The organism is Micromonospora sp. NPDC049836 (genome assembly GCF_044465125.1).
Taxonomy (GTDB): domain Bacteria; phylum Actinomycetota; class Actinomycetes; order Mycobacteriales; family Micromonosporaceae; genus Micromonospora.
The window spans coordinates 19,896-41,669 of record NZ_JBITLH010000017.1 but is presented as its reverse complement, the minus strand read 5'-3'; the positions used below and the strand labels follow the sequence as shown (position 1 = coordinate 41,669).

The following is a 21,774-nucleotide window of genomic DNA, read 5'->3' as shown; positions in this document are numbered from 1 at the left end:
TCGGGCGGTCGGTGTCCCGGCCGCCCGAGCGGTGCCACCGCTCAGGGGCTGGCGCAGGTGGCCGAGGGCGCCGACGGCGTGCCGTTGGCGAGGAAGCCGAACGTGGTGACGGCGTTCGGCGCGAGCAGGCCGTTCCACGAGGCGTTGTGCACGGTCGCCGCGCTGCCGCTGGTGCTCAGCGTGCCGTTCCAGACCTGGGTGACGGACTGGCCGCCGCCGAGGGTCCAGGACACCGTCCAGCTGGTGATCGCCGCAGCGCCGGCCCGCACGGTCATCTCCCCCTGGAAGCCGCCGGACCACGCGTTGACCGTGCGGTAGGTCGCCGTGCACGGGCCGGTCGGCGGATCGGTCGTGGGTGGCGCGGTGGTCGGCGGCGTCGTCGTCGGGGGCACGGTGGTGGGCGGCGCGGTCGTCGGCGGCGCGGTGGTGGGCGGCGCGGTCGTCGGCGGCGGGGTCGTCGGGGGCGGGGTCGGGCCGTCGGGGAGCGTCGGCGTCGACCAGTCCCGCCACTCCGCCAGGTTGCCCAGCGCCTTGCTCGAGATCCGGATCGTGCCCGGGTCGTTCCCGGTGCGCAGCAGGAACTTCTTGAGGTTCTGCTGCAGCGGGTCCCGCCATTCCGGCCGGACCGCGCAGTGCGTGCCGTCCTGGACATCGGACCAGTAGGTGATGTTCTCCCGCACGCCGAGCGCCTGGTAGACCTCCGCGCCGGCCAGCGCGGCCACGCTCCCGGATCGGGCCGCCAGCCAGGCGATGTGCGGGTTCTCCATGACGAACAGGCCGCGCGGCGCCACCATCGCCGCCAGTTCGTGCGTGTCCACCGGCAGCGTGGCGGGGTTCCCGGTGAACGAACCGAAGGCGTCGCCCAACCACGGCTGCTCTGCGTACGCGCTGCTGAGCGGCTGGGCGCCGCTCTCCCCCGGTATCCCGCGGAAGATGGGCAACCCGCCGCTGCCCGACTCGATCGGCATGGTCAGCGCGATGCGCTGGTCGAACGCGCCGATCGCGAAGGCGCCCTTGCCGTAGCGGGAACACCCTGTCACGCCCATCGCGTCGGCCTTGAGCAGGCTGCCGCCCGACCGCTCGACGACGTCGATGATCCGGCTGACCCCCCAGGCCCAGGCGGCCAGCAGACCGGTGCCACTCGACGCGCCGTAGATGCTGTAGAACGCCCCCTGCTTGCTGGTCCGGGCGGTGCCCTCCTTGCCGACGGCGAGCGGGTCGTAGCTGATGACGGCCACCCCGGCGGCCCTGATGGTGGCGGTGTCGGCGCCGAGCCCGCCCACCACGACCACCGCCGGGAAGGGACCCGGGCCGCTGGGCAGTTGGACGCCCGCGGAGAAGCCGGCCGTCCGGCCGTTGTCGGTCGCGCTCACGGTGATGCCGGTGCTCGACACCGTGCCGGTGACGGTCGCCGGCCTGCCGGGCTTGGTGCCGTAGACGTACCGCTCGGCCAGCTTCCTGATCTCCGCTCGCCGGCACCGCCACTCCGACCGGGTGGCGATGCGCGCGCCGTCGAGCTTGCGGAACGGATCCGGCAGCTTCGCGTTGGCCGTGAGCGGGCCGGGTTCGGACACCGGGCAGTCGAGGCCCTCGTCCTCCACGGGGGCGGCGGCCACCAGGCTGCCGGCCACGGCGTTCGGCGGCCCCGCCACGACCGTCACCGCCGCGGTGACCGTGAGCGCCGCTGCCGCCAGTACGACGAGGGTGGAACGGACCCTGGCCCGGCCCGCGTTGATGATCACCAGGGCTCTCCTTTCCGGTGGACAACGGAAGCGACCCACACTCATTGATCACCGTGAATGTCGCCGCCATCCAGCGTCCGGCAGCCCTTCGATACCCGGCAACACCTTCCGGAAAGTATCGGGACACATCGACCCGGGGCGATCAGGTGTCAGCGCGCGGCGCGCAGGGTAGCCCGCAGGCACAGTGTCGAAGGAGGAAGTCATGACCGACCCCCGATACGCCCCGCTCGGCCTCGTCGCCGGTGCCGACCTCGTCGAGGACTCCGGAGAGCACGGCGACGGCCCGATCGTGGGCGCGGACGACGCCCGGGCCGACGCGGCGCGCGCCGGCGCGGAGACCGACCTGACCGAGGCCGACCGCGACACGGACGGGACGCCCGTGGGCGCCGCCGATGCTGAGGCGGACCGCGCCCGGGCGGCCGGCGAGGACGGCGAGCCGCGGCCCTGAACCGACGCCGGGGCCGGTCACCGACGACCGGCCCCGGCGTGACCCCGCCCGCCGGCGCGGTCCGCACACCGCCGGGCGGGCAGCGCTCACCGGACGCCCTGGGACGCTTGGAGCAGCGCGGCGACCACGGCCACGGCGTCACCGAGCGAGTCGACCAGCACCCGGCGCGCACCGGGCGACGGCCCGCCGCCCACCACCGACCGCGCCCACCGGCGGCCCGACCGGCGCATCCGGTCACCGACCGGACGCAGCAGGGTAGCCAGTGCCGAACCGGACAGCCGGGCCCGGCCGGACAGCGCGCGGAGCAGACGCCCCAGCCGGCACCGGGACCGCCGGCACGTCGCGCGGAACGCCCGCCGCAGCGGTCGTGACAGCGGCCTCCCCCGCCCCGACCGGCCGCACACGCCACCCGCCTCCGGCCGCCGGATCGGCCCGGCGGCCGCCTCGTGATGGCCGGCGCCCGCGCGCCCGGCCTCGTGGTGACCGGTACCGGCGCGCCCGGCCTCGTAATGACCGGCGCCGGCGGACCCGGCCGAGTGGTGACGGGCGCCGGCGGGCCCGGTGTCCACCCCGACGCGTACCCGGGACTCCATGCCGCAGCGGTTACCCAGGGTCGCGGGATCCACGCCGTCGGCGCGGTCAGGCCCGCCGTCGACCCACCCGGCGGGTGCGGTTGCGGCGGGCGACCAGGATCGTGACGAGCCCTCCGACGGCCAGCGCGAGCAGCCCGGAGACCGGCAGGATCACCGTCCAGTCACCGTCGGCCATCCGGCGCAGCGCGACGCCGGCCGGGCCCTGCCACTGCGGGGGCGGGGCCGGGGCCGGTGGGCTCGGTGACCCGCTCGCGGCCGCCTGCGCGGCGTCCAGCTCGCCGGGCTCGACCAACCGGCCCACCGAGGCGTCCCGGGGCAGGGCGAAGCCCCAGTCGAGCAGTTGCGCGCCCTGCTGCCAGCCGCGTACCGGGCGGGCCTCGGCACCGAGCAGGGTCACCACCAGGCGCCGCCCGCCCCGCTGGGCCGCGCCGACGTAGCTGTGCCGGGCCAGCTCGGTGAAGCCGGTCTTGCCGCCGAGCGCGCCCGGGTAGCGGTAGATGAGCTGGTTCTCGTTCTGGATCTGGAAACCGCCGGCCTTCAGCTTCGGCTGGGCGGGGATCTGGGTGCGCTCGGTGCGGGTGTAGCGGCGGAACAGCGGGTTGCCGAAGCAGGCGCGGGCGATCAGCGCCAGATCGTACGCGCTGGTGAACTGCCCCTTGCCGTCCAGCCCGGAGGGCGTCACCGCGTGGGTCTGCCGGGCGCCGAGGCGGCGGGCCTCGTCGTTCATCGCCCGCACGCCGCCGGCCACGCCGTCCGGGCCGCCGCCGAGCCGGGCCAGCACGTTGGCCGCCTCGTTGCCGGAGTTGAGCAGCAGCCCCAACCAGACCGTCTCCACCGGGTACCGGCCGCCGACGAGCAGGCCGACCGCGGAGCTGCCGGGGACGATGTCGAGGTCGCCGCGGGTCACCGTGACCACCTGCTTCGGGTCGATCCTGGGCAGCATGGTCGCCGCCAGCAGCAGCTTCTGGGTGCTGGCCGGGGTGCCGTACTCGTGCGGGCCGCAGGCCCCCAGCACGGCGCCGGAGTCCAGGTCGGCGACCAGCCACGTGGTTGCGGTGACCGCCGGTGGCGCGGGCGCACCCGCGGGCGTCACCAGTCCCGTGGTGTCCAGCCGCTCGCCGCCGACGACCCGGTCGGCCGGCACGGCGGGCGGCGGCACCGGGCGGGGCGGCCGGGACACCTTCGGCGCCGGCGCCCGCGGGCAGGGCACCGGCGCGGCGGCCGGTGCCGCCGCCCGGCCCCGGGCGGCCGCGTGACCGGCGGGGACGGTGGCGGTGCTCAGGAGGACGGCGGCGGCGACGGCCAGGGCCCGAACTCTCATGACCACGCAGACTAACCCGCAAGATCGCCGACGGGTGGCAGCGGCCGGCCCCCGCCACGCCGCGTCCACCGGCCGACCGCGCACCGTGCGGTGGGACGCCGCGAAACCCGCTGCCACCGGGCCGCGACCGGAGCCCCGCGGCGGGGAATGCGAGGCCTGGGACGACCGGTTCGGGGCCGGGACGCCGGCGGCGCGCGCACCCCCGTTGGCCGGCAACCGGCCGGTCGGGTTCTACCGGCGTCGCTGGTCGGGCCCGCCCGGCACCCGGCGCAGCCAGCGCCGCTGCCAGGGGGTCTCCACCGCGCCCGGATGGTGGTGGGCGCGCACCCAGGCCACCGCCCGCTCCGGCGTCAGGCCGTCGAGGATGGCCAGCGCGGCCAGCGCGGTGCCGGTCCGGCCGACGCCGCCGCGGCAGGCCACCTCCACCCGCTGCCCGGCGTAGGCCCGCCGCCACGCCTCACGCAGGGCGTCCAGCGCGTCCGCCGGATCTCGCGGCACCCAGAAGTCGGGCCAGCGGAGCCGGCGGTACGGCCAGGCCGGAACCGGGCCGGGTGCCAGCAGGAGGGCGAAGTCGGCGGGTGCGGGCGGCGGCACGCCGATCCGCCGGCCGCGCACCAGGGCACCGCCGGGCAGCACCACGAGACCGGTCCGCTCGGCCCAACCCGCCGCCACGCCCACCCCGCCATTGTGCGGTGCCGGCCGGTCGCGGCGCACGTCGGCCGCCCGCCCACGCCCGGCCGCGAAAGGACGGCCCGGATGCGAGCACAGGCCCGGACGCGAGGGTGCCCGCCGGACGGTTCGTCCGGCGGGCACCCACTCCGACATCCGGGCCCTGCCCGGCGTGGCTACGGTCAGCGCGAACCCAGCCCGAACCGGTCGCGACGCCGCCAGGCCAGGGAGAGCAGCACGAGCACCGCGCCCGCGCCCGCCAGACCGCCGCCGACCTTCATCGGCGTGCTGAGGCTGCTGCCGGTGACCGGCAGGTGGCCGCCCCCGTGCGGCGGCGGGCCTACCCGCGGCGGCCGCACCGTGAGCACCGCGTCGTCGGTGCGCCCCGTCGTCTGCCCGGTGGCCGTGAAGGTGTGCACGCCGACCCGGGTGGGCCGGTAGTCCACGGTGAAGTTTCCGGCGCCGTCGGCGACCACGGTGAAGTCCCGGGGCGCGGGCTGGGGGGCCTGCGCGTACGAGACGGTGGTCAGATCGACGGAGGTGCCGTCGCTGAGCCGCGCGGGTGCCGCCTGCGGCAGCGCCCGGATGGCGACCGTGATGCGCACGGTCTCGCCCGGGCCGAAGCCGCGGCCGCGCAGGGTCACGGTCTCCCCCAGCCGGATGCTGGTCGGGTCGACCGTCAGCTGCGCGGTCTGCGGCACGTACGGTGGCTGCGGTGTGCTGGCCGACGGTGCTGGCTGCGGCTGCGCCGCCCCCGCCGCCGTCGGCACGGCCGCCACGGCCACACCGACCGTGAGCGCCATGATCATGCGGGATAGCCGCATAGTGGATTCCCTCCTACTGTTCACAGCTTGGTGCGGAAACAACTTGGGTGGTCCATGGGGTGACGGTGGGGGTGGTTACCAGCTCGGCCGTACCGGCGCTGGTCGTCTGGGTGAGCAGCGTGACGTCGAGGGTCCGGGTCCTGCCGGGCCGGACCTCCACGGTCGCCACGGTGACCTGGCGGCGACGGTCCATCCCGCTGCCCATCGCCGTGGCCTTTCCGTCCAGCCGGCCGCCGAGCACCGACCCTCCGGCGGGGCTGTACACCGACACGAAGGTGCGGGCGGTGTACGGATCCCCGGAGAGGGCCAGGCCGGTGACCGAATCGCTCAGGCCGGACCGCGGCGCGGTGGAGTGCACCACCAGCCGCAGCCGCAGCTCGCGGCGCCCCTCCGGCTGGCAGTCGCCGACCGTCACGGTGGCCGAGAACCTGAGGTAGTAGCCGAGCTTCGCGCCGCTGCCGTCGTTGAGGAACACGCCGACCGTCGGCACGGTGTCCTTCTCGGGGAGCTGCCCGGCCAACCGGCTGTCGGCCAGAACACGCTGCTCCTCGGGATGGGCACTCCAGAACAATATCCGACGTTCGGCTATGGAACGGTTTAAAACGGATAAAACGCTCCGCGGGTTCACACTCCTGGTGAAGAGCGCGTCGAAGACCGCCGAGGCGGCCGCCGCGAAGAACTCGTCCTGGCCCCGGCCGTTCAGCTCCCGGTAGGAGTCGCTGAGCAGCGTGCGGACCGCGGTGCTGCCCGCCAACGCGGGCTGGCCGGGCACGGAGACCGGGCCGATGACCCCGAGCAGGTACGACAGCACCACCGGGTCGACGGCGAGGACGCCGTCCACGGTCGTCCCGGTGCGCCGCCGCACCATCTCCCGGTAGAGCGTCGCCGCGGTCGGGAAGTCCGGGCTCAGGTTCACGTCCGCCGGGTAGATCCCGGGCAGGTCGTGCCAGAGCCGGCGCAGTTCCGGACTGAGCCGCAGCGGTGGGTCGAACCGGCCCAGGCTGGAACTCGCTCCCTGGGCCGTCATCTTGACCCGGCCCCCCTCGGCGCGCAGCACCGCGTACGCGCCGACCATGCCCCCGGTGGCGCGCAGTTCGGCCGGATTCTGCGAGACGAGCAGATAGCTGCGGGCGCCGTCGGCACCCAGCAGCGGCGGGAGCAGCCGGGCCCCCCGGTCGGCGGCGGACGTCAACTCGCCGAGCCGATCCAGTTCCGCCCGCAACCCCACCAGCGCCGTACGGACCTGACCGACGAGGTCCCCGGTCGGCACCGCGGCCAACCGGGTGGTCGTCTCCCGGACCGAGCGGTCGGCGGTGGCGACCTCGCCGGAGACCGACCGCAGTCGGGCCAGGTCCAGCCGCCCCTCCCGGGGCACCAGCGAGGCCAGGTCGATCCGGAGCAGGGTCGGGAAGGCGAGCCGGGCCAGGTCGTCCACGGCCACCGCGATCTGCCGCACCGCGGTGAGGTCGTCACCGACGTACGGGGTCCGGCGGCCGACCGACCAGCCGGGATCGTCGGTCGCGCTCCGGGCGGCCCCGGCCTGCTCCTGGAGGGCGGCGAGCGTACGACGGGCCCGGTCGGCGTCCCCGCCGACCACCTCGGTGCTGAGTTCCTTGGCCAGGCCGGCCGCGTTGAGCAGGTGCGTCCGCGCCTGCCAACCACGGAAGGCGACCCAGCCGCCGGTGGTCAGCAGCAGCGAGACGACCACCAGCGCGGTCAGGAGCATCCGCCGTACGCGGGCTCGACGCTGCCGTCGGGAACCACGCCGCCGGCGGGAAACGCCGCTCTCCGTCACGCCACTCTCCCCCAGGCTGAATCGGACACTAAACCTATTGATCGCTTTCTAGCACGAAACAGACGAAGAGGTGGCGGCTATGACGTATTACGCGCCCGTTGGCCTTTCGGCGAGCCCGGTTCGCCGGGGCGGTCCGGCGGCACCCCGCGTCACCTCGACGAGCAGCTGTTCGATCCGGTCCACGCCGGCACGCTGCGACATCTCGCGCAGGTAGGCGTCCCGCCCGCGGCGGCCCATCTCCAGCCGTGCCGGCGGCGGGATCGCCGAGGCCAACCAGAAGCGGTCGGAGAGCGCCGCCCAGTCCTCCGGCGGGCAGGACAGCCCCGCCCGGGCCCGCTCGACCAGCTCCGTCGTGTCCCCACCCGCGGCGGCGATCACCGGTGCCGCGCAGGAGAGCGCGGCCTGGAGCTTGCCGGGCACGGTCCCGCGCAGCTCCGGCAGGTTCCGCAGCATCACCAACTGGTAGTCCGCCGCGGCGTACAGCTCGGGCATGTCCAGCGGTGAGCGCCGGTCGACGAACCGGACGTTCTCCGCCCGCAGCTCGGCGGCGAGCCCCCGCACCCGCCGCTCCTCGGCCCCCGAGCCCACCAGGACCAGGTCCATCCGGTTGTCCAGCGCGGCCGCCGCGCGCACCGCGGTCTCCAGCCCCTGGCGGACCCCGATGGTGCCGGCGTGCATCACCACGCACCGGCCGTCCCGGCGGATCAGCCGCTGCGCGGCCGGGCTCGGCTCGGTGGGCCGGAAGATCCGCTCGTCGGTCCAGTTGAGCACCACCCGCACCCGCCGCGGATCGGCGCCGCCCGCGACCACCAGGTCGCGCATCGACGGGGCGGCGACCGCGACGGCCCCGGCCTCCCGGTAGATCCGGCGCGTGGTGGCGTCGAGCCGCCCGGACCAGCGCCGGGCCTCGCCGGCCCGGTCCGCCTCGGCCCACACGTCCTGCACGTGCAGCACGGTGGGCACCCGGCCGAGCAACCGCAGCAGGCCGGCGGCGGCGAAGGTGACCGCCGGGAGCTGGAAGACGTAGAGGGCGTCGACGTCGCCGAGGAACCGGCGGCCGGTCAGCGCCGCACTGCCGGCGAAGGAGAGCCAGCTCGCCATCCGCGCGCCCGCGGACCGGTCGCCGCCGGCGTACCGGGGCACCCGCCGGACGGTCAGCCGGTCGCTGTGCGTCTGGTGCCGCCAGCGCTGCCGCCAGCCCGGATAGACCTGCCCGCCCGGATAGTCCGGGAAGCCGGTGAGCACCCGCACCTCGTGGCCCCGGGCGGCCAGTTCCTCGGCCAGGCTGCCGGGGATGAACGCCGGCTCCGGCGGGAAGTGGTACGACAGGATTCCGATCTTCATGCGCGCGCTCCCGGCGCGGCATCGCGCCCGGCGACCATGGCCACCCCGTACGATGCCGGCATCCCCTCCACGTCCGCCCACACCGGCCGGACGAGCGTTCTCCCGGCGCACCGCGCCGCGATCCCGACGAGAGGGGTGCAGATGGTCGACGAGGTGCTCTTCGTCTGCCACGCCAACATGTGCCGGTCGCCGATGGCGGAGTTCATCGCGCGCCGGTTGCTCGCCGACTGTCCCGTCACCGTGGCCAGCGCGGGCACGGACGCCCTCGACGGGGCGCCCATGCACCCGTACGCGGTCGAGGTGGCCGCCGGGACCGGCGCGGACGCGGCGGCGTTCCGCACCCGCCGGCTGCGCGCCGAGCACCTGGCCGGGGCCAGCCTGGTGCTGACCGCGACCCGGCGGCAGCGCTCCGTCTGCACCGCGCTGGCCCCGGCCGCGCTGCACCGCACCTTCACGCTTCGCCAGTTCGCCCGGCTGGCCGCCGCCGCCGAGCCCGCGCCGACCGGCGCCGGGTCCCCGCTGCGGGCCGCGGTCGAGGCGGCCGCCCGCGCCCGGGCGGGGCTGCAACCCGCCGCCCCGGACGCGGACGACCTGCGCGACCCGATCGGTGGCTCGCCCGCCGACTTCCGGCGCTGCGCCGAGGAGATCGAGCGGTCGATCCGGCCCGTGCTGGCCCTCATCGGGACAGCCGGGTGAGTTCCTGGGTACGGTCGCCGACGCCCTCGGCGGCGTGCCCGCCGCGACGCGCGACACCGGCCCGGTCGGTCGGCACCGCCGGCGCCGCCGGCACGACCACCTTGTACGCCTCGTACTGGTAGGCGTCCGCCTTGGCCACCTTGGCCATGTTGAGCACGCAGCCGAGCAGCCGCACCGAGACCGAGTGCAGGGCGCGGGCCGCCGCCGCCACCTGGCTGCGGGAGGTACGCCCCTGCTGGGTGACCAGCAGCGCGCCGTCGGCCTGCACGGCCACCACCACGCCGTCGGTGACCGCGAGCAGCGGGGCGGTGTCGATGACCACGATGTCCGCCGACTCGCGCAGCGCCACCAGCAGGTCGGCCATCGCCTTCGAGCCGAGCAGCTCGCTGGGGTTGGGCGGGGTGGACCCGCTCGGCAGCACCAGCAGCGACTTGTCGCCCCAGCGCTGCACCACGTCGCCGACCTGGACGTCGCCGACCAGCACGTCGGTGAGGCCAACCCCGCCGTCCAGGCCCAGGTAGTCGGCCACCTTCGGCCGGCGCAGGTCGGCGTCGATGAGCAGCACCCGCCAGCCGGCCTCGGCCAGCGCGATGGCGGTGTTGCAGGCCATCGTGGTCTTCCCCTCGCCCTGCAGGGCGCTGGTGACCGCGATGACCCGGGCCGGCTCGTGCACGTCGACGAAGCGCAGGTTGGTCCGGAGCTTGCGGACCGCCTCGGCGCGGGGCGAGTTGGCCGCCTCGCCGACGATCAGCGGGGCCGACTTCGCACCGGCCTCGAACGGGATCTCGCCGAGCAGCGGGCTGCCGGTGACCCGTTGCAACGCGGCCGCGTCGCGCATCCGCACGTCCGCCAGCCCGCGCAGCACGGCCAGCCCGGCGCCGAGCAGCAGACCCAGCAGCGCCCCGATGATCAGGTTCCGGACCGGCTGCGGGGAGACCGGGCTGGAACTGACCCGAGGCCCGCTGACCAGTTCGAGCTTGATCGGGGGCGCCTTGCCGTCCGGCGGCGTCTCCACCTTCTGCACCAGCTCGACGAACTTGGCCGAGAGCGTCTCGGTGGTCTTCAGCGCCCGGGTCTGGTCGGTGTCGGTGAAGGTGGCCCGCAGCAGCACCGTACCGGCCTCGGTGGTGGTGCTGATCCGGCGCTGCACCTGGTCCGCGGTGAGCCCGAGCGGGTTCTCCGCCACCACGCTCTGCGCCAGCCGGTCGCTGCTGAGCAGGTCGGCGTAGGACTTGACCCGCTGTTGGAGGAAGAGCCCGCCCTGGTAGGCGTCGGTGACGCCCTGGCTCGGCGTGGTGACGAAGAAGGTCACCGAGGCCTCGTAGCGGGGCGCGGTCCGGACCGTGATCACGGCGGCGGTGCCGAGCGCCGCCATCAGCGTCACCAGCACGATCCACCAGTGGCGCCGGACGAGGCGCAGGTAGCCGAGAACGTCCATCAGGACCTCCGTCGCGTCGGGCCCGTTGGCCGATCGAACTGCACGTAAACCCCCTAGGAGCGATCAAAGCCTGATTCGTGTATCAAACAGTCATAAGTCACTCGAAAATGACTTAGTGACTGTAGACGATTTGCACTTCGCCGAAGGCACAAACCGCTAGCTGGGTGCCGAACCGCCCGCACCCTCCCGTCTCGGATAACGCCCGACCGCCCGGTGTGATGCGAGGTTCGGTCCCTTTGACCGGGGAACCGGCCGTACGGAGGAACGCCGGGCCTGGTGGCAGGCCCGGCGACGTCGTCGCCGGGTACGGCGCGGGATAGGGTTGCTCGCGGTGTGCCGGGAAGTCTGGTCGGCGACGTCTTCGCCGACCCCGGACCCCGAGGTGGACACCGCATGACCGACCCTGCCCCGCGCACCCCGCCGCCGTACCGCCTGCTCTCCCGCCGCTCCTGGCCGGAGGCCCGCTTCCTGGCCGACGTGCTGCGCACCGAGACCGTCGGCGGCGGCCTGCTGCTGCTCGGCGCGGTGATCGCGCTGGCCTGGGCCAACTCGCCCTGGCGGTCGGCCTACGCCGACCTCGGCGACTGGGTGCCGTGGTCCGGCGGGCACGCCCTGCACCTCGACCTGGACCTGGCGACCTGGGCCGCCGACGGCCTGCTGGCGATCTTCTTCTTCGTGGTGGGGCTGGAACTCAAGCGCGAGTTCGTCGCCGGGGACCTGCGCGACCCGCGCCGGGCCGCGCTGCCCGTGGTGGCCGCCCTGGGCGGGATGGTGCTGCCGGCGCTGTGCTACCTGACCGTGACCCTGGCGGCCGGCGGCACCGGCCTACGGGGCTGGGCCATCCCCACGGCCACCGACATCGCCTTCGCGCTGGCCGTGCTCGCCGTGGTCAGCTCCCACCTGCCGCAGGGCCTGCGCGCCTTCCTGCTCACCCTCGCGGTGGTGGACGACCTGTTCGCCATCCTCATCATCGCGGTCTTCTACACCGCCGACTTCCACCCGCTGCCATTGCTCGGCGCGCTCGTCGCGGTCGCCGCGTTCGCCCTGCTGGTGCAGCGGCGGCGGACCTGGTGGTGGGCGCTGCTCCCGCTCGCCGGGACGGCCTGGGCGCTGGTGCACGCCTCCGGCGTGCACGCCACCGTCGCCGGGGTGCTGCTCGGCTTCACCGTGCCGGTGCTGCCCTCGCGCACCGGCGCCGCCGGACTGGCCGAACGGCTGGAGCACCGCTGGCGTCCCATCTCCGCCGGCCTGGCGGTCCCGGTCTTCGCGTTCTTCGCCGCCGGCGTCTCGCTGGTCGACGCGGACCTGGCCGGCCTGCTCACCGACCCGGTGGTGATCGCGGTGGCCGCCGGCCTCGTGGTCGGCAAGACGGTCGGGGTGCTCGGCTCGACCTACCTGCTGGCCCGCTTCACCCGGGCCGAACTGGACGAGGAGATCACCTGGTCGGACCTGTTCGGCCTGGCCCTGCTGGCCGGCATCGGGTTCACCGTCTCGCTGCTCATCGGCGAGTTGGCCTTCGGGGCCGGCAGCGCCGAGAACGAGCGGGTCAAGGCGGCCGTCCTGATCGGCTCGCTGGTCGCGGCCGGTCTCGCCACCGCCGTGCTGGCCCGGCGCAACCGGGTCTACCGGCGGATCTCCGAACGGGAGAACCGGGACAGCGACGGCGACGGGGTGCCCGACGTCTACCAGCAGGAGACCGCCTGACCACCACCGCCGCGACCGTCAGCGCAGCCGTTCGGCGCGCTCAGGAGCAGCGCGCGTGGACGGCGCCGTCAGCGCAGCCGCTCGGCGCGCTCCTCCTCGGTGCCGTCGGTCTCCTCCTCCAGCGCGTCGGCGACCGGCTCGGTGAGGTCGTCGCCCGGCACCGCGACCTGCTCGGCCCGGTCCTGCTCGTCGGCGCGGCCGCCGGCCGGCGGCTCCGGAGCGGTGGCGCCCCCGGCGAAGCCGTACTCGTTGGGCTCGTCGTGCCTGCTCATGCGCTGGACCTCCGGTCTGACGGGTTCCTCTGGTGGCTCACGCTAGGCGCTGCCGGGCAGCCGCCGCAGCGCCGCCCGGATGTTCATACCCCGAGAACCGGCCCCTCGATCATCCCGGCCGGTCCCGCCGCCGGGCCCGTTCGGCACGGGGGCGGGACCGGCCGCCCGGCTCAGGTCAGCTCGGTGAGCGCTTCGAAGATCAGCCAGAGGCCGCAGATGGCGAAGAGCACGGCCGCGCCGTACCGGATGGCCTTCTCCGGCAGGTGCCGGCCGAGCATCCGGCCGACCATGATGGCGAGCGCGTCGGCGGCGACCATGCCGAGCGTCGAGCCCAGCCAGGTGCCGAACCAGCCGTACTTGGTGGCCAGGGTGATGGTGGCGAGCATCGTCTTGTCGCCCAGCTCGGCCAGGAAGAACGCGACACCGACCGCCAGCACGGCGCTGCGGCCGCTCTTCTCCGCCTTGCGCTTCTCCTCCTCGGTCAGCTTGTCGCCCCGCAGGGTCCACGCGCCGAAGCCCAGGAACGCCAGGCCGGCGACGAGCGAGATCCATCCGGTGGGCAGCGCCGCATTGAGGCCGTACCCGATCGCCACGGACGCCAGGTGCACGATCGCGGTGGCCACGGTGATGCCGATCAACACCGGCAGCGGCCGGAACCGGGTGGCGAACGTCAGCGCCATGAGCTGGGACTTGTCGCCCAGCTCGGCGACGAAGATGACGCCGAAGCTGATCACCAGCGCGACGAGGAAACCGTCCATGTGAACCTTCCCGATCAAGCCGGGAGGAGGTATGGGGACGCCCTCGACCCGGCTGCGACAGCCTGAGTCGAAGGTCTCGCCCGCCCCGGCAGGACCGGGGCCGCGTGGCCGGACGCGGAACGCGTCAGCATGTCGACCACGACATTGGGGGCTACTCCCCTTCGCGCCGCCCAGCCTAACCGATCAACTCGGCGCGGCCCCTCCCCGGGTGAAGCACCTCACCGCCACCGCCCCCGGCCGGCTCAGTCGGCCCGGGCGAGGGTGACCCCGAAGAGCCCGTCCGGGTCGGTCCAGAACGCCTCCCGGACGAACCCGGCGTCGGCCAGCTCCGCCGCGATCCCGTCGGGCCGGAACTTCGCGGAGACCTCGGTGCGCAGCTCCTCACCGGCGGCGAACTCGACGTCCAGGTCCAGGACGTGCACCCGGAGCGGCCGCTCGGCGCGCAGCCGCATCTCGATCCACTCGTGCTCCGGGTCCCAGACCGCCACGTGGGCGAACGCGTCCGGATCGAAGTCCGCCCCCAGCTCCCGGTTGATCACCCGGAGCACGTTGCGGTTGAAGTCGGCGGTCACCCCGGCCGCGTCGTCGTACGCCGGCACGATCACCCCGGGATCCTTGACCAGGTCGGTGCCGATCAGCAGCCAGTCGCCGGACTCCAGGGCGGCGCGCATCGCGGTGAGGAACTCGGCCCGCTCCACCGGGAGCAGGTTGCCGATCGTGCCGCCGAGGAACACCACCAGCCGCCGGCCGCCGGTGGGCAACCGGTCGAGCTGCCGGGTGAAGTCGCCGACGATGCCGCGCACCCGCAGCGCCGGATACTCGGCGGCGATCTGCCGGGTGGACCGGCGCAGGGCGCTGGCCGAGACGTCCAGCGGCGCGAAGGTGCCCAGGTCGCCGTGGCGGGCGAAGGCGTCCAGCAGCAGCCGGGTCTTCTCCGACGAGCCGGAGCCGAGCTCGATCAGCGTCTTCGCGCCGGTCACCGCCGCGATGTCGGCGGCGTGCGCGGCCAGCACGGCCCGTTCCGCCCGGGTCGGGTAGTACTCCGGAAGGCGGGTGATCTCCTCGAACAGCTCGCTGCCCCGGCTGTCGTAGAACCACTTCGGCGGCAGCCACTTCGGCGTGGCGGTCAGCCCGAACCGGACGTCCTCGCACAGGCTGCGCCGGACGTCCCGCTCCTCCAGATAGATCTCCAACGGCTCCGCGCCCATGTCCCGCCCCTTCCTGTCCCACCTGCCCGGACGTCGATGTCAGGCGACCGCCAGCGCCCGGGTGCGCAGCCCGGACGCGGTGGCCACCACCAGCTGCCCGTCCGGCACCGCCTGCCAGCCGGGGTCGTCGTCGAAGGGCTCGGAGGCCAGCAGCACCGAGTCCCGGTCACGGCGCACCGACAGGGCGTGGCCGGCCACGCTCGCCACCACCGTGGCCCCGTCGGTGAGCAGCAGGTTCAGCCGCGAGCCGGGCGCCGCGGCGAGCACCCCGGCGACCGTGCCGGCGACCGCGTCGGCCGGCTCCGCCCCGGCCCGCAGCCGGTCCCGCACCAGCGCCCAGAGCACCGCCGAGTCGGTCGGCACGTCCAGGGTGATCAGGTCGCGGACCGGCAGCCCGGCGGCCAGCGGCACCAGCGCGTCGGGCCAGCCGCGCACCACGCCGTTGTGACTGAACAGCCAGCGCCCCTCGGCGAACGGGGCGGCGGCGGTCTCGTGCAGCGGCATGCCCACCGTGGCGGAGCGGACCGCCGCCAGCACCGCGCCGGCCGTGGTGACCGCGGCCAGCTCGGGCAGCGTGGTGTCGCTCCACATCGGCTGCGCCCGGCGGTAGCGGACCGGCTCGCCGGCCGCCGGGTACCAGCCGACGCCGAAGCCGTCGGCGTTGATCGTGCCGCCACCGCGCATGTCGCGCGGCGCCCAGGACTGGCGCAGCAGCCCGTACGGCGGGTCGTAGAGCAGGCTGCGCAGGCTGACCGGTGGCCCCAGGTAGGCCAGATGACGACACATCAGGCCGGGCCGCCCGGCACACCGGAGGTCGCGGACCGACCGGTCACGCCGCCGCCTCCTCGGGGTCGGCGTCGCGGGCGCAGCGGAAGCCGCTGAAGATCTGCCGCCGGATCGGGTAGTCCCAGTTGCGGAAGGTGCCCCGGCAGGCGGCCCGGTCGGTGCCGAACGAACCGCCGCGCAGCACCCGGTAGTCGGCGCCGAAGAAGACCTCCGAGTACTCCCGGTAGGGGAACGCCACAAAGCCGGGGTGGCCGCGGAACGTGCTCGACGTCCATTCCCAGACGTCGCCGATGAGCTGGTGCACGCCCAGCGGCGAGGCGCCCGCCGGGTACGCCCCCACCGGCGCCGGCCACAGGTGCCGCTGCCCGAGGTTGGCGTGCTCGGCGGTCGGGTCCCCGTCGCCCCACGGATAGCGGCGGGACCGGCCGGACCCCGGATCCCAGCGGGCCGCCTTCTCCCACTCCGCCTCGGTGGGCAGCCGCCGGCCCGCCCACGCCGCGTACGCCTCCGCCTCGTACCAGCAGACGTGCACGACCGGCTCGTCGTCGCGCACCGGCGACCAGCGGCCGAACCGCCGGTACGCCCAGCCGTCGCCGTCACGGCGCCAGTGCATCGGGGCGCTCAGCCCGGCCTCGACCCGGTGCCGCCAGCCCGCCGGGCTCCACCAGCGCGGCTCGTCGTACCCGCCGTCGGCGATGAAGGCCCGGTACCGGCCGTTGGTGACCGGGGCCGCGTCGATGGCGTACGCCGGCAGCTCCACGGTGTGCGCGGGACGCTCGTTGTCCAGCGCCCACGGGTCGGTGGAGGTGCCCATGGTGAACGGTCCGGCCGGCACCAGCACCTCGCCGCCGACCCGGACGCGCGGCTCGGGCGGCGCGGGCGCGGCCAGCGCCGGGGCCCCGGCGCGCAGCTGGTGGGTGGCGAGCATGGTCTCGTCGTGCTGCTGCTCGTGCTGGACGATCATCCCGAACGCGAAGCCGTCCTCGACCAGCGGGCGATCGGCGAACCGGATGCCGTCGAGCAGGTCGTACACCTTGTCGCGGACCGTGCTCAGGTAGGCGCGGGCCTCGGCCGGGCGCAGCAGGGGCAGCGCGGGGCGGTCCTTGCGGGGCTGCTTGAACGCGTCGTACAGGTCGTCGATGTCCCGGCGCACCGGCTCGCGGCCGCCGACGTCGCGGACCAGCCAGAGCTCCTCCTGGTTGCCCACGTGCGCGAGGTCCCAGACCAGCGGGGACATCAGGGTGGAGTGCTGGCGCATCAGGTCGTCGTCGTCCACCGCGTCGGTCAGCTGCGCCGTCCGGGCCCGGGTGCGTTCCAGCTCCGCCGCGATCAGGCTGCGCAGCCGCTCGCTCCCGGTCCCCGGCCGCTCGATCGTGGTCACCGGTGACTCCTCTCCGCGGCGGCGCGGCGCCGCCGGATCTCTCGGCTCGTCTCGGTCTGCGTCCCGGGCGGCAGGTCCAGCCGGGGCAGGGCGGCCAGAGCCAGGTCGAACAGGGCGCTGGCGGTGGTGGCCAGCCGCCGGTCGGCCAGCCCGTGCCGGGCGGCGACGGTCCACCGGTCGGCGACCGGCGCCGCGACCGCGAGCGCGTCGGCGGTGGTGGCCGGGTCGGCGAAGAGCGCGGCGAGCACCACGAGCGGCACCGTCCAGTCCCGGCCCGGCTGCGCGTCCAGGTAGCGCAGCTCCAGGTAGCCGCGCGGGCGTACCGGCGGGAAGAGGGTGCTGAGGTGGTACTCCAGGTCGTCGGTGGTGGGCGGGCGGGGCAGCGCGCCGGCCAGCCAGTCGGCGAAGGTGACCCCGGGCGGCGGCGTCCAGTCCGGCCCGTCGTTGCGCACGCAGAGCAGCGGCGCGGCGAGCGCGTACCCGGTCCAGGCGGCGACCGGATCGCGGTCGGGCCGGTCCGGGGACCAGGCCGGCCGGGTCCGCGCCGGGTCGATGGCGAGCCAGGCCACCATCCGGGCGGAGGCCCATCCGGTACGCCGGCCGGCGTGTCGCCGCGCGGTGGCGAACGCGGCGAGCAGCGGCGGTCCGACCGCGTGGGCGGCGGCCCACCGCTCCGCCTGCCGGGGCGGCTCTCCGGCGTCCAGGCAGACCTGGAGGCCGGCGGTGCTGTCCATCATGGTGCGACCGGCCGGGCCGTGCCGGTCGAAGACGCGGCGCATGGCCTGGTAGCGCGGGGTTTCCACGACCGGACGGGGCGCCCGCCACGGGTCGATGCCGCACCGGCCGAGGACCAGGCCGGCCGCCTCGAGCAGGGCGGTGAGCTGGGCGATCTCGGCTTCGGTGGCCCGGATCAGGGCGGCGACCGAGGGTTGCGGGGCGGCGGAGATCTCCACCTGCCCGCCCGGCTCCACGGTCACGGCGCCGCCGTGCCGGAGCCCGTCGGCGGGGCTCGTCGGATCGATGGTGACGGGGCTGTGCCGCCCCAGGGCCCGGCGCAGCCGTTCGCGGTCGACCGGGCGGGTCGGGTCTCCGGCGTCGTGCACGGTCCATTCCAGTTCGACGCCGGTGAGGGTGGGCGGACCGGTCTTGAAGCAGATCCTGCCGATGTGCCGGGCGGCCCCGGCCTCGTCCCGAAGGACGCTGGTCCGGTCCAGCTCCGGTGACATCACCAAGAGACGGCTCCTCTCCCCCGCCGGCGGCCGAGCACGCCCGTCCCCGGCGTCCGCCGGGCGGACGCACCCCGGTCGCACCATCCTCTGTCTAGCAGACGGAATCCGCACCCCCGGGAGAGATGAACTTTTGTCCGGAATCCCGGTCGCCGGCCGGCCGGTGTCAGCGGCCGGCGACCGGCACGGTGGTCGTCGCGTCGGCCGCCGGCCGGCCACCGGGCTCGGTCGACTGGCGGCCACGGGCGCCCGGCGAGGCCTTCGGGTCGGACTTCGGCGAGGCCTTCGGGTCCGGCTTGGGTGAGGCCTTCGGGTCCGGCTTGGGTGAGGCCTTCGGGTCCGGCTCCGGAACCAGCCGGGTGCAGTACGCCGTCACCTGGTCGGCCCCGCCCGCGGCGACCACCAACGTGCCGAAGGCCGGTGTCTCCAGCGCCGCGGCCCGCTGCCCCGCCGGCTTGGCCAGGTACGCCCGGCACAGGCCGGTGAGCTGCGGGGTCCTCGCCGACTGGCCGGGCAGACCGGTGGCGGTCGGCGCGGCGCTGGCCGGGGTCGGTGCCGGGCTGCCGGCGGTCGGGTCCGCGCTGCCGGACCGGGTGGGCCCGACCGGGCCGCCGGTCGAGGCCGTGCTCGGCGCCGGCGCCGGGGCCGGCGCGCGGTCGAGGCGTACGGCGGCGAAGGCGACCCCGGCGGTGGCGGTGGCGGCGAGCCCGGCCGCCCAGGCCGCCGCGCCGAGACGCAGCCGGCGCCGGGACGCCCGCACGGGGGCGGGCGCCGGCTCGGCGCGGGCCGCCCGGAAGGCGGCGAGCGCCTGTTCTTCGCCGCCGAGTTCACCGGGCTCGGCCGGGGCGGCCGCCGCGGCGAGCAGGCGGGCCAGCGGATCGGCGTCGGGGCCCGGCGGACCGCCGGCGCGGGCCGCGTCGAGCAGGCGGTCGGACTCCGCCCGGTCGGCCGGTCCCTCCCCGCGGTGGAAGCTCATCCAGATTCCCCCCATGTCATCCGTCCGCCGGTTCGGCCGTCGGCGTGCCCGGGGCCGGCCGTTCCCGGCCGCCGCGCGGGCGAGGAGCCGGCGTCTCCCGGGCCGCCGGCTGCCCCGCCTCGGAGCGTTCCAGCAGCGCGGCCAGGCGACGCAGCCCACGGTGCGCGGCGGTCCGGACGGCACCGGCCCGGCGGCCGAGCACCCGGCCGGCGGTCTCGGCGTCCAACCCGATCACGGCCCGCAGCAGCACCGCCTCGGCCTCCCGCGGCGGCAGGGTGGCGATCAGCGCCAACGCGCTCTCGGTGGCGATCGTCTCGCCGGCCCGTTCGGCGGTGTCCGCGTCACCGGCCAGTTCGCTGAGCGCCTGCACGGGAACCGGCAGGGAGGGCCGCCGGCGCTGCCGGCGGAGGTGGTCCATGGCGCGGTTGCGGGCGATGGTGACGGTCCAGGCGCGGAACTCACCCCCGGTGAAGTTGGGCAGGTCGCGGGAGATCTGCAACCAGGTCTCGGAGGCCACGTCCTCGGCGTCGGCCCCCACCAGCGCGGTGAGGTAGCGCAGCAGCCCGGGTTGCAGGCTGCGGTAGAGGAACCGGAAGGCCGCCTCGTCGCCCGCCTGCGCGGCGACCACCGCCTCGCTCAGCTCACCGGTCATGGGTGTGCCGTTCCCGCGGTCTTCCCGCGCGGCCTGCGCCGGTGCCCCGGCTGGCGTTCGTCGGGCCGGCTGGCCGGTACCTCACCCGCACCATCAGCCCCCCACTGCCCCTGTTCCCTGCGCCGGACGCCGGAGCGGGCGCGCCCCTGTGCACACGTGCCGCCGGGCACGGCCGTCGGCGGGACCTACCGTACCGGCGTCATAGGGCCCCCCGGAGCCGGGCCAACGCTAGGAGCGGCCGATCAGCCGGGCAAGCCGCCGCCCGGACGGAAAAAAGTGACGATTGTCTAGCGACGAGCGCGGCGAGTCCGTGTAACGGAGAACACTGTCGCGACGCTTCGGCCGGTCGGGCGCCGAAACCGCCGTCCGGAATCCGGACATACGAACCCTGGGGCGCACGTTGTTGGCCGATCGTACCGGGCCCGTCACCGTCGGCCGATCAGCAACGGGGCCGCTGACCGTTCAGCGGAGCGGAGCGAGCCGCACGCCGGCCCCGGCGGGCGATATCGCGGGAAATACTTCGCGCCTGCTCTGGGTACGGTATTGGCGTGTTGTCTTCGGAGGTCGTGCTCAGCGGTCGGTACCGCCTGGATGACCGTGTCGCCACCGGCGGCATGGGGGACGTCTGGCGCGCCACCGACCTGGTGCTGGGGCGTCAGGTCGCGGTGAAGGTCCTCCTTCCCGCGCTCGTCTCCGACCCCGACTTCATCGCCCGCTTCCGCTCCGAGGCGCGGATCATGGCGTCGCTGCGCAGTCCGGGCATCGTCCAGGTCTTCGACTGCGGCGAGGACCAGCTCGCCGACGGGAGCCGGGCCGACTACCTGGTGATGGAGTTCGTCGACGGCGAGCCGCTGTCGAAGCGGATCGAGGCAGCCGGCCGGCTCGAGGTCGCCGAGACGATGTCGATCGTCGCCCAGGTGGCGCAGGCGCTGCACGCCGCGCACGCCCGGGGCATCGTGCACCGCGACGTCAAGCCGAGCAACCTGCTGGTGCAGGCGGACGGCACCGTGGTGCTCGTCGACTTCGGGGTGGCCCGGTCGACGAACGTCACCAGCATCACCAGCACGAACGCGGTGCCGGGCACCGCCCTCTACATGGCACCCGAGCAGGCCGCCGGCCGTCCCGTCTCGGGCGCCACCGACATCTACGCGCTCGGCGCGGTGGCCTACTGCTGCCTCACCGGCACGCCGCCGTTCACCGGTGACAGCCCGTTGCAGGTGGCCGTGCGGCATCTCGACGACGAGCCGCCGGAGCTGCCGGCGGAGATCCCGCCCGCGGTCCGCCAGCTGGTGGCCCGGGCGCTGGCCAAGGACCCGGCCGACCGTTTCCCGACCGGCGGGGCGATGGCCCACGCCGCCCGGGCGGCGGTCGCCGAGTCGACCACCGCCATGGTGCCGGTGGCGCTGCGCGGCGCGGCCGGCCCGGCCACGACCGGCACCCGGGACGACCTCAGCCCGGCGGCGGCGCTCAGCCGCTCGGCCGGCCGGCGCCGCCGGCGGGGGACCCTGGTCGGCGCGCTCGCCGCCGTCCTGGTGGCGCTGGCCGCGCTCGGGGCGGCGCTCGGCGCGGCGAAGAGCGCGGGCGAGCCGGCGACCACCATCGCCACGACGCCCCCGGCGGCGGCCCCCAGCGGCTCGGTCGCCGGCACCGCCGAGACCCTGGCGCCGCCCACCGACTCCGGCGGCCGGCCCAGCCGGCCGGCGGGTCCGGCGCGGCCGTCCGGGACGACGTCCGAGACGGCCACCCCGTCGCCGAGCGCGCCCGCGCAGACGACCTCGCCGGCGGAGCCGTCCAGCAGCCCGAGCGCACCGGCCACCACCCCGCCTGATTCGCCCGAGCCGACGCAGGCCACAACCCCGCCCACCGACACGCCCACCACCGAGGTGCCGGTCGGCGGTGGCGGCGGCGACGGGGCGCAGCCGGCCCGGCTCCGCGACTGAC

At 75.5% G+C, this 21,774-nt stretch carries 20 protein-coding genes; 4 read left to right on the top strand and 16 right to left on the bottom strand.

Annotated elements, in window-relative coordinates; all coding sequences use genetic code 11:
- Positions 1-41: 41 nt before the first annotated feature.
- Positions 42-1,742, bottom strand: coding sequence for a cellulose binding domain-containing protein (locus ACIBPB_RS30330; protein WP_396842862.1), 1,701 nt, complete (start codon positions 1,740-1,742; stop codon positions 42-44).
- Between the two features lie 202 nt (positions 1,743-1,944).
- On the opposite strand from ACIBPB_RS30330, the gene ACIBPB_RS30325 reads away from it, so the two are divergent.
- Positions 1,945-2,190 carry a hypothetical protein gene (locus ACIBPB_RS30325; RefSeq protein WP_396842861.1) on the top strand — a complete coding sequence of 82 codons (246 nt, stop codon included), beginning with the start codon at positions 1,945-1,947 and terminating at the stop codon, positions 2,188-2,190.
- An 86-nt stretch (positions 2,191-2,276) separates the two neighbouring features.
- On the opposite strand, the gene ACIBPB_RS30320 is transcribed toward ACIBPB_RS30325, so the two are convergent.
- From ACIBPB_RS30320 to ACIBPB_RS30295, 6 genes are all read right to left on the bottom strand, one after another.
- On the bottom strand, positions 2,277-2,420 hold the full coding sequence (locus ACIBPB_RS30320) for a hypothetical protein (protein WP_396842860.1): 144 nt from the start codon (positions 2,418-2,420) through the stop codon (positions 2,277-2,279).
- Positions 2,421-2,829: 409 nt separating this feature from the next.
- On the bottom strand, positions 2,830-4,104 hold the full coding sequence (locus ACIBPB_RS30315) for a D-alanyl-D-alanine carboxypeptidase family protein (protein ID WP_396842859.1): 1,275 nt from the start codon (positions 4,102-4,104) through the stop codon (positions 2,830-2,832).
- 231 nt (positions 4,105-4,335) lie between these two features.
- A complete protein-coding gene (locus tag ACIBPB_RS30310; RefSeq protein WP_396842858.1) occupies positions 4,336-4,782 on the bottom strand; it encodes a protein-tyrosine phosphatase family protein in 447 nt (148 codons plus the stop codon).
- Between the two features lie 173 nt (positions 4,783-4,955).
- On the bottom strand, positions 4,956-5,597 hold the full coding sequence (locus tag ACIBPB_RS30305) for a hypothetical protein (protein ID WP_396842857.1): 642 nt from the start codon (positions 5,595-5,597) through the stop codon (positions 4,956-4,958).
- A 13-nt stretch (positions 5,598-5,610) separates the two neighbouring features.
- Positions 5,611-7,323 (bottom strand): DUF4012 domain-containing protein, encoded by a 1,713-nt coding sequence (locus ACIBPB_RS30300; RefSeq protein ID WP_396842856.1) that lies wholly within the window; start codon positions 7,321-7,323, stop codon positions 5,611-5,613.
- A gap of 156 nt (positions 7,324-7,479) precedes the next feature.
- Positions 7,480-8,736: a glycosyltransferase family 4 protein gene (locus ACIBPB_RS30295; RefSeq protein ID WP_396842855.1), complete on the bottom strand. Its 1,257-nt coding sequence runs from the start codon at positions 8,734-8,736 to the stop codon at positions 7,480-7,482.
- 141 nt (positions 8,737-8,877) lie between these two features.
- On the opposite strand from ACIBPB_RS30295, the gene ACIBPB_RS30290 reads away from it, so the two are divergent.
- The gene (locus ACIBPB_RS30290) at positions 8,878-9,432 is read left to right on the top strand and encodes a low molecular weight phosphatase family protein (RefSeq protein ID WP_396842854.1); all 555 of its coding nucleotides are present in this window, start codon (positions 8,878-8,880) and stop codon (positions 9,430-9,432) included.
- On the opposite strand, the gene ACIBPB_RS30285 is transcribed toward ACIBPB_RS30290, so the two are convergent.
- Positions 9,413-10,870 carry a polysaccharide biosynthesis tyrosine autokinase gene (locus tag ACIBPB_RS30285; protein WP_396842853.1) on the bottom strand — a complete coding sequence of 486 codons (1,458 nt, stop codon included), beginning with the start codon at positions 10,868-10,870 and terminating at the stop codon, positions 9,413-9,415. The genes ACIBPB_RS30290 and ACIBPB_RS30285 overlap by 20 nt on opposite strands.
- Before the next feature lie 393 nt (positions 10,871-11,263).
- Between ACIBPB_RS30285 and nhaA the strand changes: the two genes are divergently transcribed.
- The gene (gene nhaA, locus ACIBPB_RS30280) at positions 11,264-12,574 is read left to right on the top strand and encodes a Na+/H+ antiporter NhaA (RefSeq protein ID WP_396842852.1); all 1,311 of its coding nucleotides are present in this window, start codon (positions 11,264-11,266) and stop codon (positions 12,572-12,574) included.
- A 68-nt stretch (positions 12,575-12,642) separates the two neighbouring features.
- On the opposite strand, the gene ACIBPB_RS30275 is transcribed toward nhaA, so the two are convergent.
- The 8 genes from ACIBPB_RS30275 to ACIBPB_RS30240 form a co-directional block, all read right to left on the bottom strand.
- Positions 12,643-12,846 carry a hypothetical protein gene (locus ACIBPB_RS30275; RefSeq protein WP_357323027.1) on the bottom strand — a complete coding sequence of 68 codons (204 nt, stop codon included), beginning with the start codon at positions 12,844-12,846 and terminating at the stop codon, positions 12,643-12,645.
- A gap of 170 nt (positions 12,847-13,016) precedes the next feature.
- A complete protein-coding gene (locus ACIBPB_RS30270) occupies positions 13,017-13,604 on the bottom strand; it encodes a TMEM165/GDT1 family protein (RefSeq protein WP_396842851.1) in 588 nt (195 codons plus the stop codon).
- A gap of 242 nt (positions 13,605-13,846) precedes the next feature.
- Positions 13,847-14,812, bottom strand: a complete 966-nt coding sequence (gene egtD, locus ACIBPB_RS30265) for an L-histidine N(alpha)-methyltransferase (RefSeq protein WP_396842850.1) — start codon at positions 14,810-14,812, stop codon at positions 13,847-13,849.
- A gap of 39 nt (positions 14,813-14,851) precedes the next feature.
- Positions 14,852-15,598, bottom strand: a complete 747-nt coding sequence (gene egtC / locus ACIBPB_RS30260) for an ergothioneine biosynthesis protein EgtC (protein ID WP_396842849.1) — start codon at positions 15,596-15,598, stop codon at positions 14,852-14,854.
- Between the two features lie 43 nt (positions 15,599-15,641).
- A complete protein-coding gene (egtB, locus tag ACIBPB_RS30255) occupies positions 15,642-16,970 on the bottom strand; it encodes an ergothioneine biosynthesis protein EgtB (RefSeq protein ID WP_396842918.1) in 1,329 nt (442 codons plus the stop codon).
- Between the two features lie 5 nt (positions 16,971-16,975).
- Positions 16,976-18,211 carry an ergothioneine biosynthesis glutamate--cysteine ligase EgtA gene (gene egtA, locus ACIBPB_RS30250; protein ID WP_396842848.1) on the bottom strand — a complete coding sequence of 412 codons (1,236 nt, stop codon included), beginning with the start codon at positions 18,209-18,211 and terminating at the stop codon, positions 16,976-16,978.
- 160 nt (positions 18,212-18,371) lie between these two features.
- Positions 18,372-19,181, bottom strand: a complete 810-nt coding sequence (locus ACIBPB_RS30245) for a hypothetical protein (RefSeq protein WP_396842847.1) — start codon at positions 19,179-19,181, stop codon at positions 18,372-18,374.
- A 16-nt stretch (positions 19,182-19,197) separates the two neighbouring features.
- The gene (locus tag ACIBPB_RS30240; protein WP_396842846.1) at positions 19,198-19,833 is read right to left on the bottom strand and encodes an RNA polymerase sigma factor; all 636 of its coding nucleotides are present in this window, start codon (positions 19,831-19,833) and stop codon (positions 19,198-19,200) included.
- A gap of 548 nt (positions 19,834-20,381) precedes the next feature.
- On the opposite strand from ACIBPB_RS30240, the gene ACIBPB_RS30235 reads away from it, so the two are divergent.
- The gene (locus tag ACIBPB_RS30235; RefSeq protein ID WP_396842845.1) at positions 20,382-21,773 is read left to right on the top strand and encodes a protein kinase; all 1,392 of its coding nucleotides are present in this window, start codon (positions 20,382-20,384) and stop codon (positions 21,771-21,773) included.
- Position 21,774 lies beyond the last annotated feature (1 nt).

Excerpts from the sequence above, each read along its gene's own strand:
- ACIBPB_RS30325 (WP_396842861.1), top strand. The coding sequence starts at position 1,945 with ATGACCGACCCCCGATACGCCCCGCTCGGCCTCGTCGCCGGTGCCGAC.
- ACIBPB_RS30320 (WP_396842860.1), bottom strand. The coding sequence starts at position 2,420 with ATGCGCCGGTCGGGCCGCCGGTGGGCGCGGTCGGTGGTGGGCGGCGGG.
- ACIBPB_RS30315 (WP_396842859.1), bottom strand. The coding sequence starts at position 4,104 with ATGAGAGTTCGGGCCCTGGCCGTCGCCGCCGCCGTCCTCCTGAGCACC.
- ACIBPB_RS30305 (WP_396842857.1), bottom strand. The coding sequence starts at position 5,597 with ATGCGGCTATCCCGCATGATCATGGCGCTCACGGTCGGTGTGGCCGTG.
- ACIBPB_RS30300 (WP_396842856.1), bottom strand. The coding sequence starts at position 7,323 with ATGCTCCTGACCGCGCTGGTGGTCGTCTCGCTGCTGCTGACCACCGGC.
- ACIBPB_RS30295 (WP_396842855.1), bottom strand. The coding sequence starts at position 8,736 with ATGAAGATCGGAATCCTGTCGTACCACTTCCCGCCGGAGCCGGCGTTC.
- ACIBPB_RS30290 (WP_396842854.1), top strand. The coding sequence starts at position 8,878 with ATGGTCGACGAGGTGCTCTTCGTCTGCCACGCCAACATGTGCCGGTCG.
- ACIBPB_RS30285 (WP_396842853.1), bottom strand. The coding sequence starts at position 10,870 with ATGGACGTTCTCGGCTACCTGCGCCTCGTCCGGCGCCACTGGTGGATC.
- nhaA (WP_396842852.1), top strand. The coding sequence starts at position 11,264 with ATGACCGACCCTGCCCCGCGCACCCCGCCGCCGTACCGCCTGCTCTCC.
- ACIBPB_RS30275 (WP_357323027.1), bottom strand. The coding sequence starts at position 12,846 with ATGAGCAGGCACGACGAGCCCAACGAGTACGGCTTCGCCGGGGGCGCC.
- ACIBPB_RS30270 (WP_396842851.1), bottom strand. The coding sequence starts at position 13,604 with ATGGACGGTTTCCTCGTCGCGCTGGTGATCAGCTTCGGCGTCATCTTC.
- egtD (WP_396842850.1), bottom strand. The coding sequence starts at position 14,812 with ATGGGCGCGGAGCCGTTGGAGATCTATCTGGAGGAGCGGGACGTCCGG.
- egtC (WP_396842849.1), bottom strand. The coding sequence starts at position 15,598 with ATGTGTCGTCATCTGGCCTACCTGGGGCCACCGGTCAGCCTGCGCAGC.
- ACIBPB_RS30245 (WP_396842847.1), bottom strand. The coding sequence starts at position 19,181 with ATGAGCTTCCACCGCGGGGAGGGACCGGCCGACCGGGCGGAGTCCGAC.
- ACIBPB_RS30240 (WP_396842846.1), bottom strand. The coding sequence starts at position 19,833 with ATGACCGGTGAGCTGAGCGAGGCGGTGGTCGCCGCGCAGGCGGGCGAC.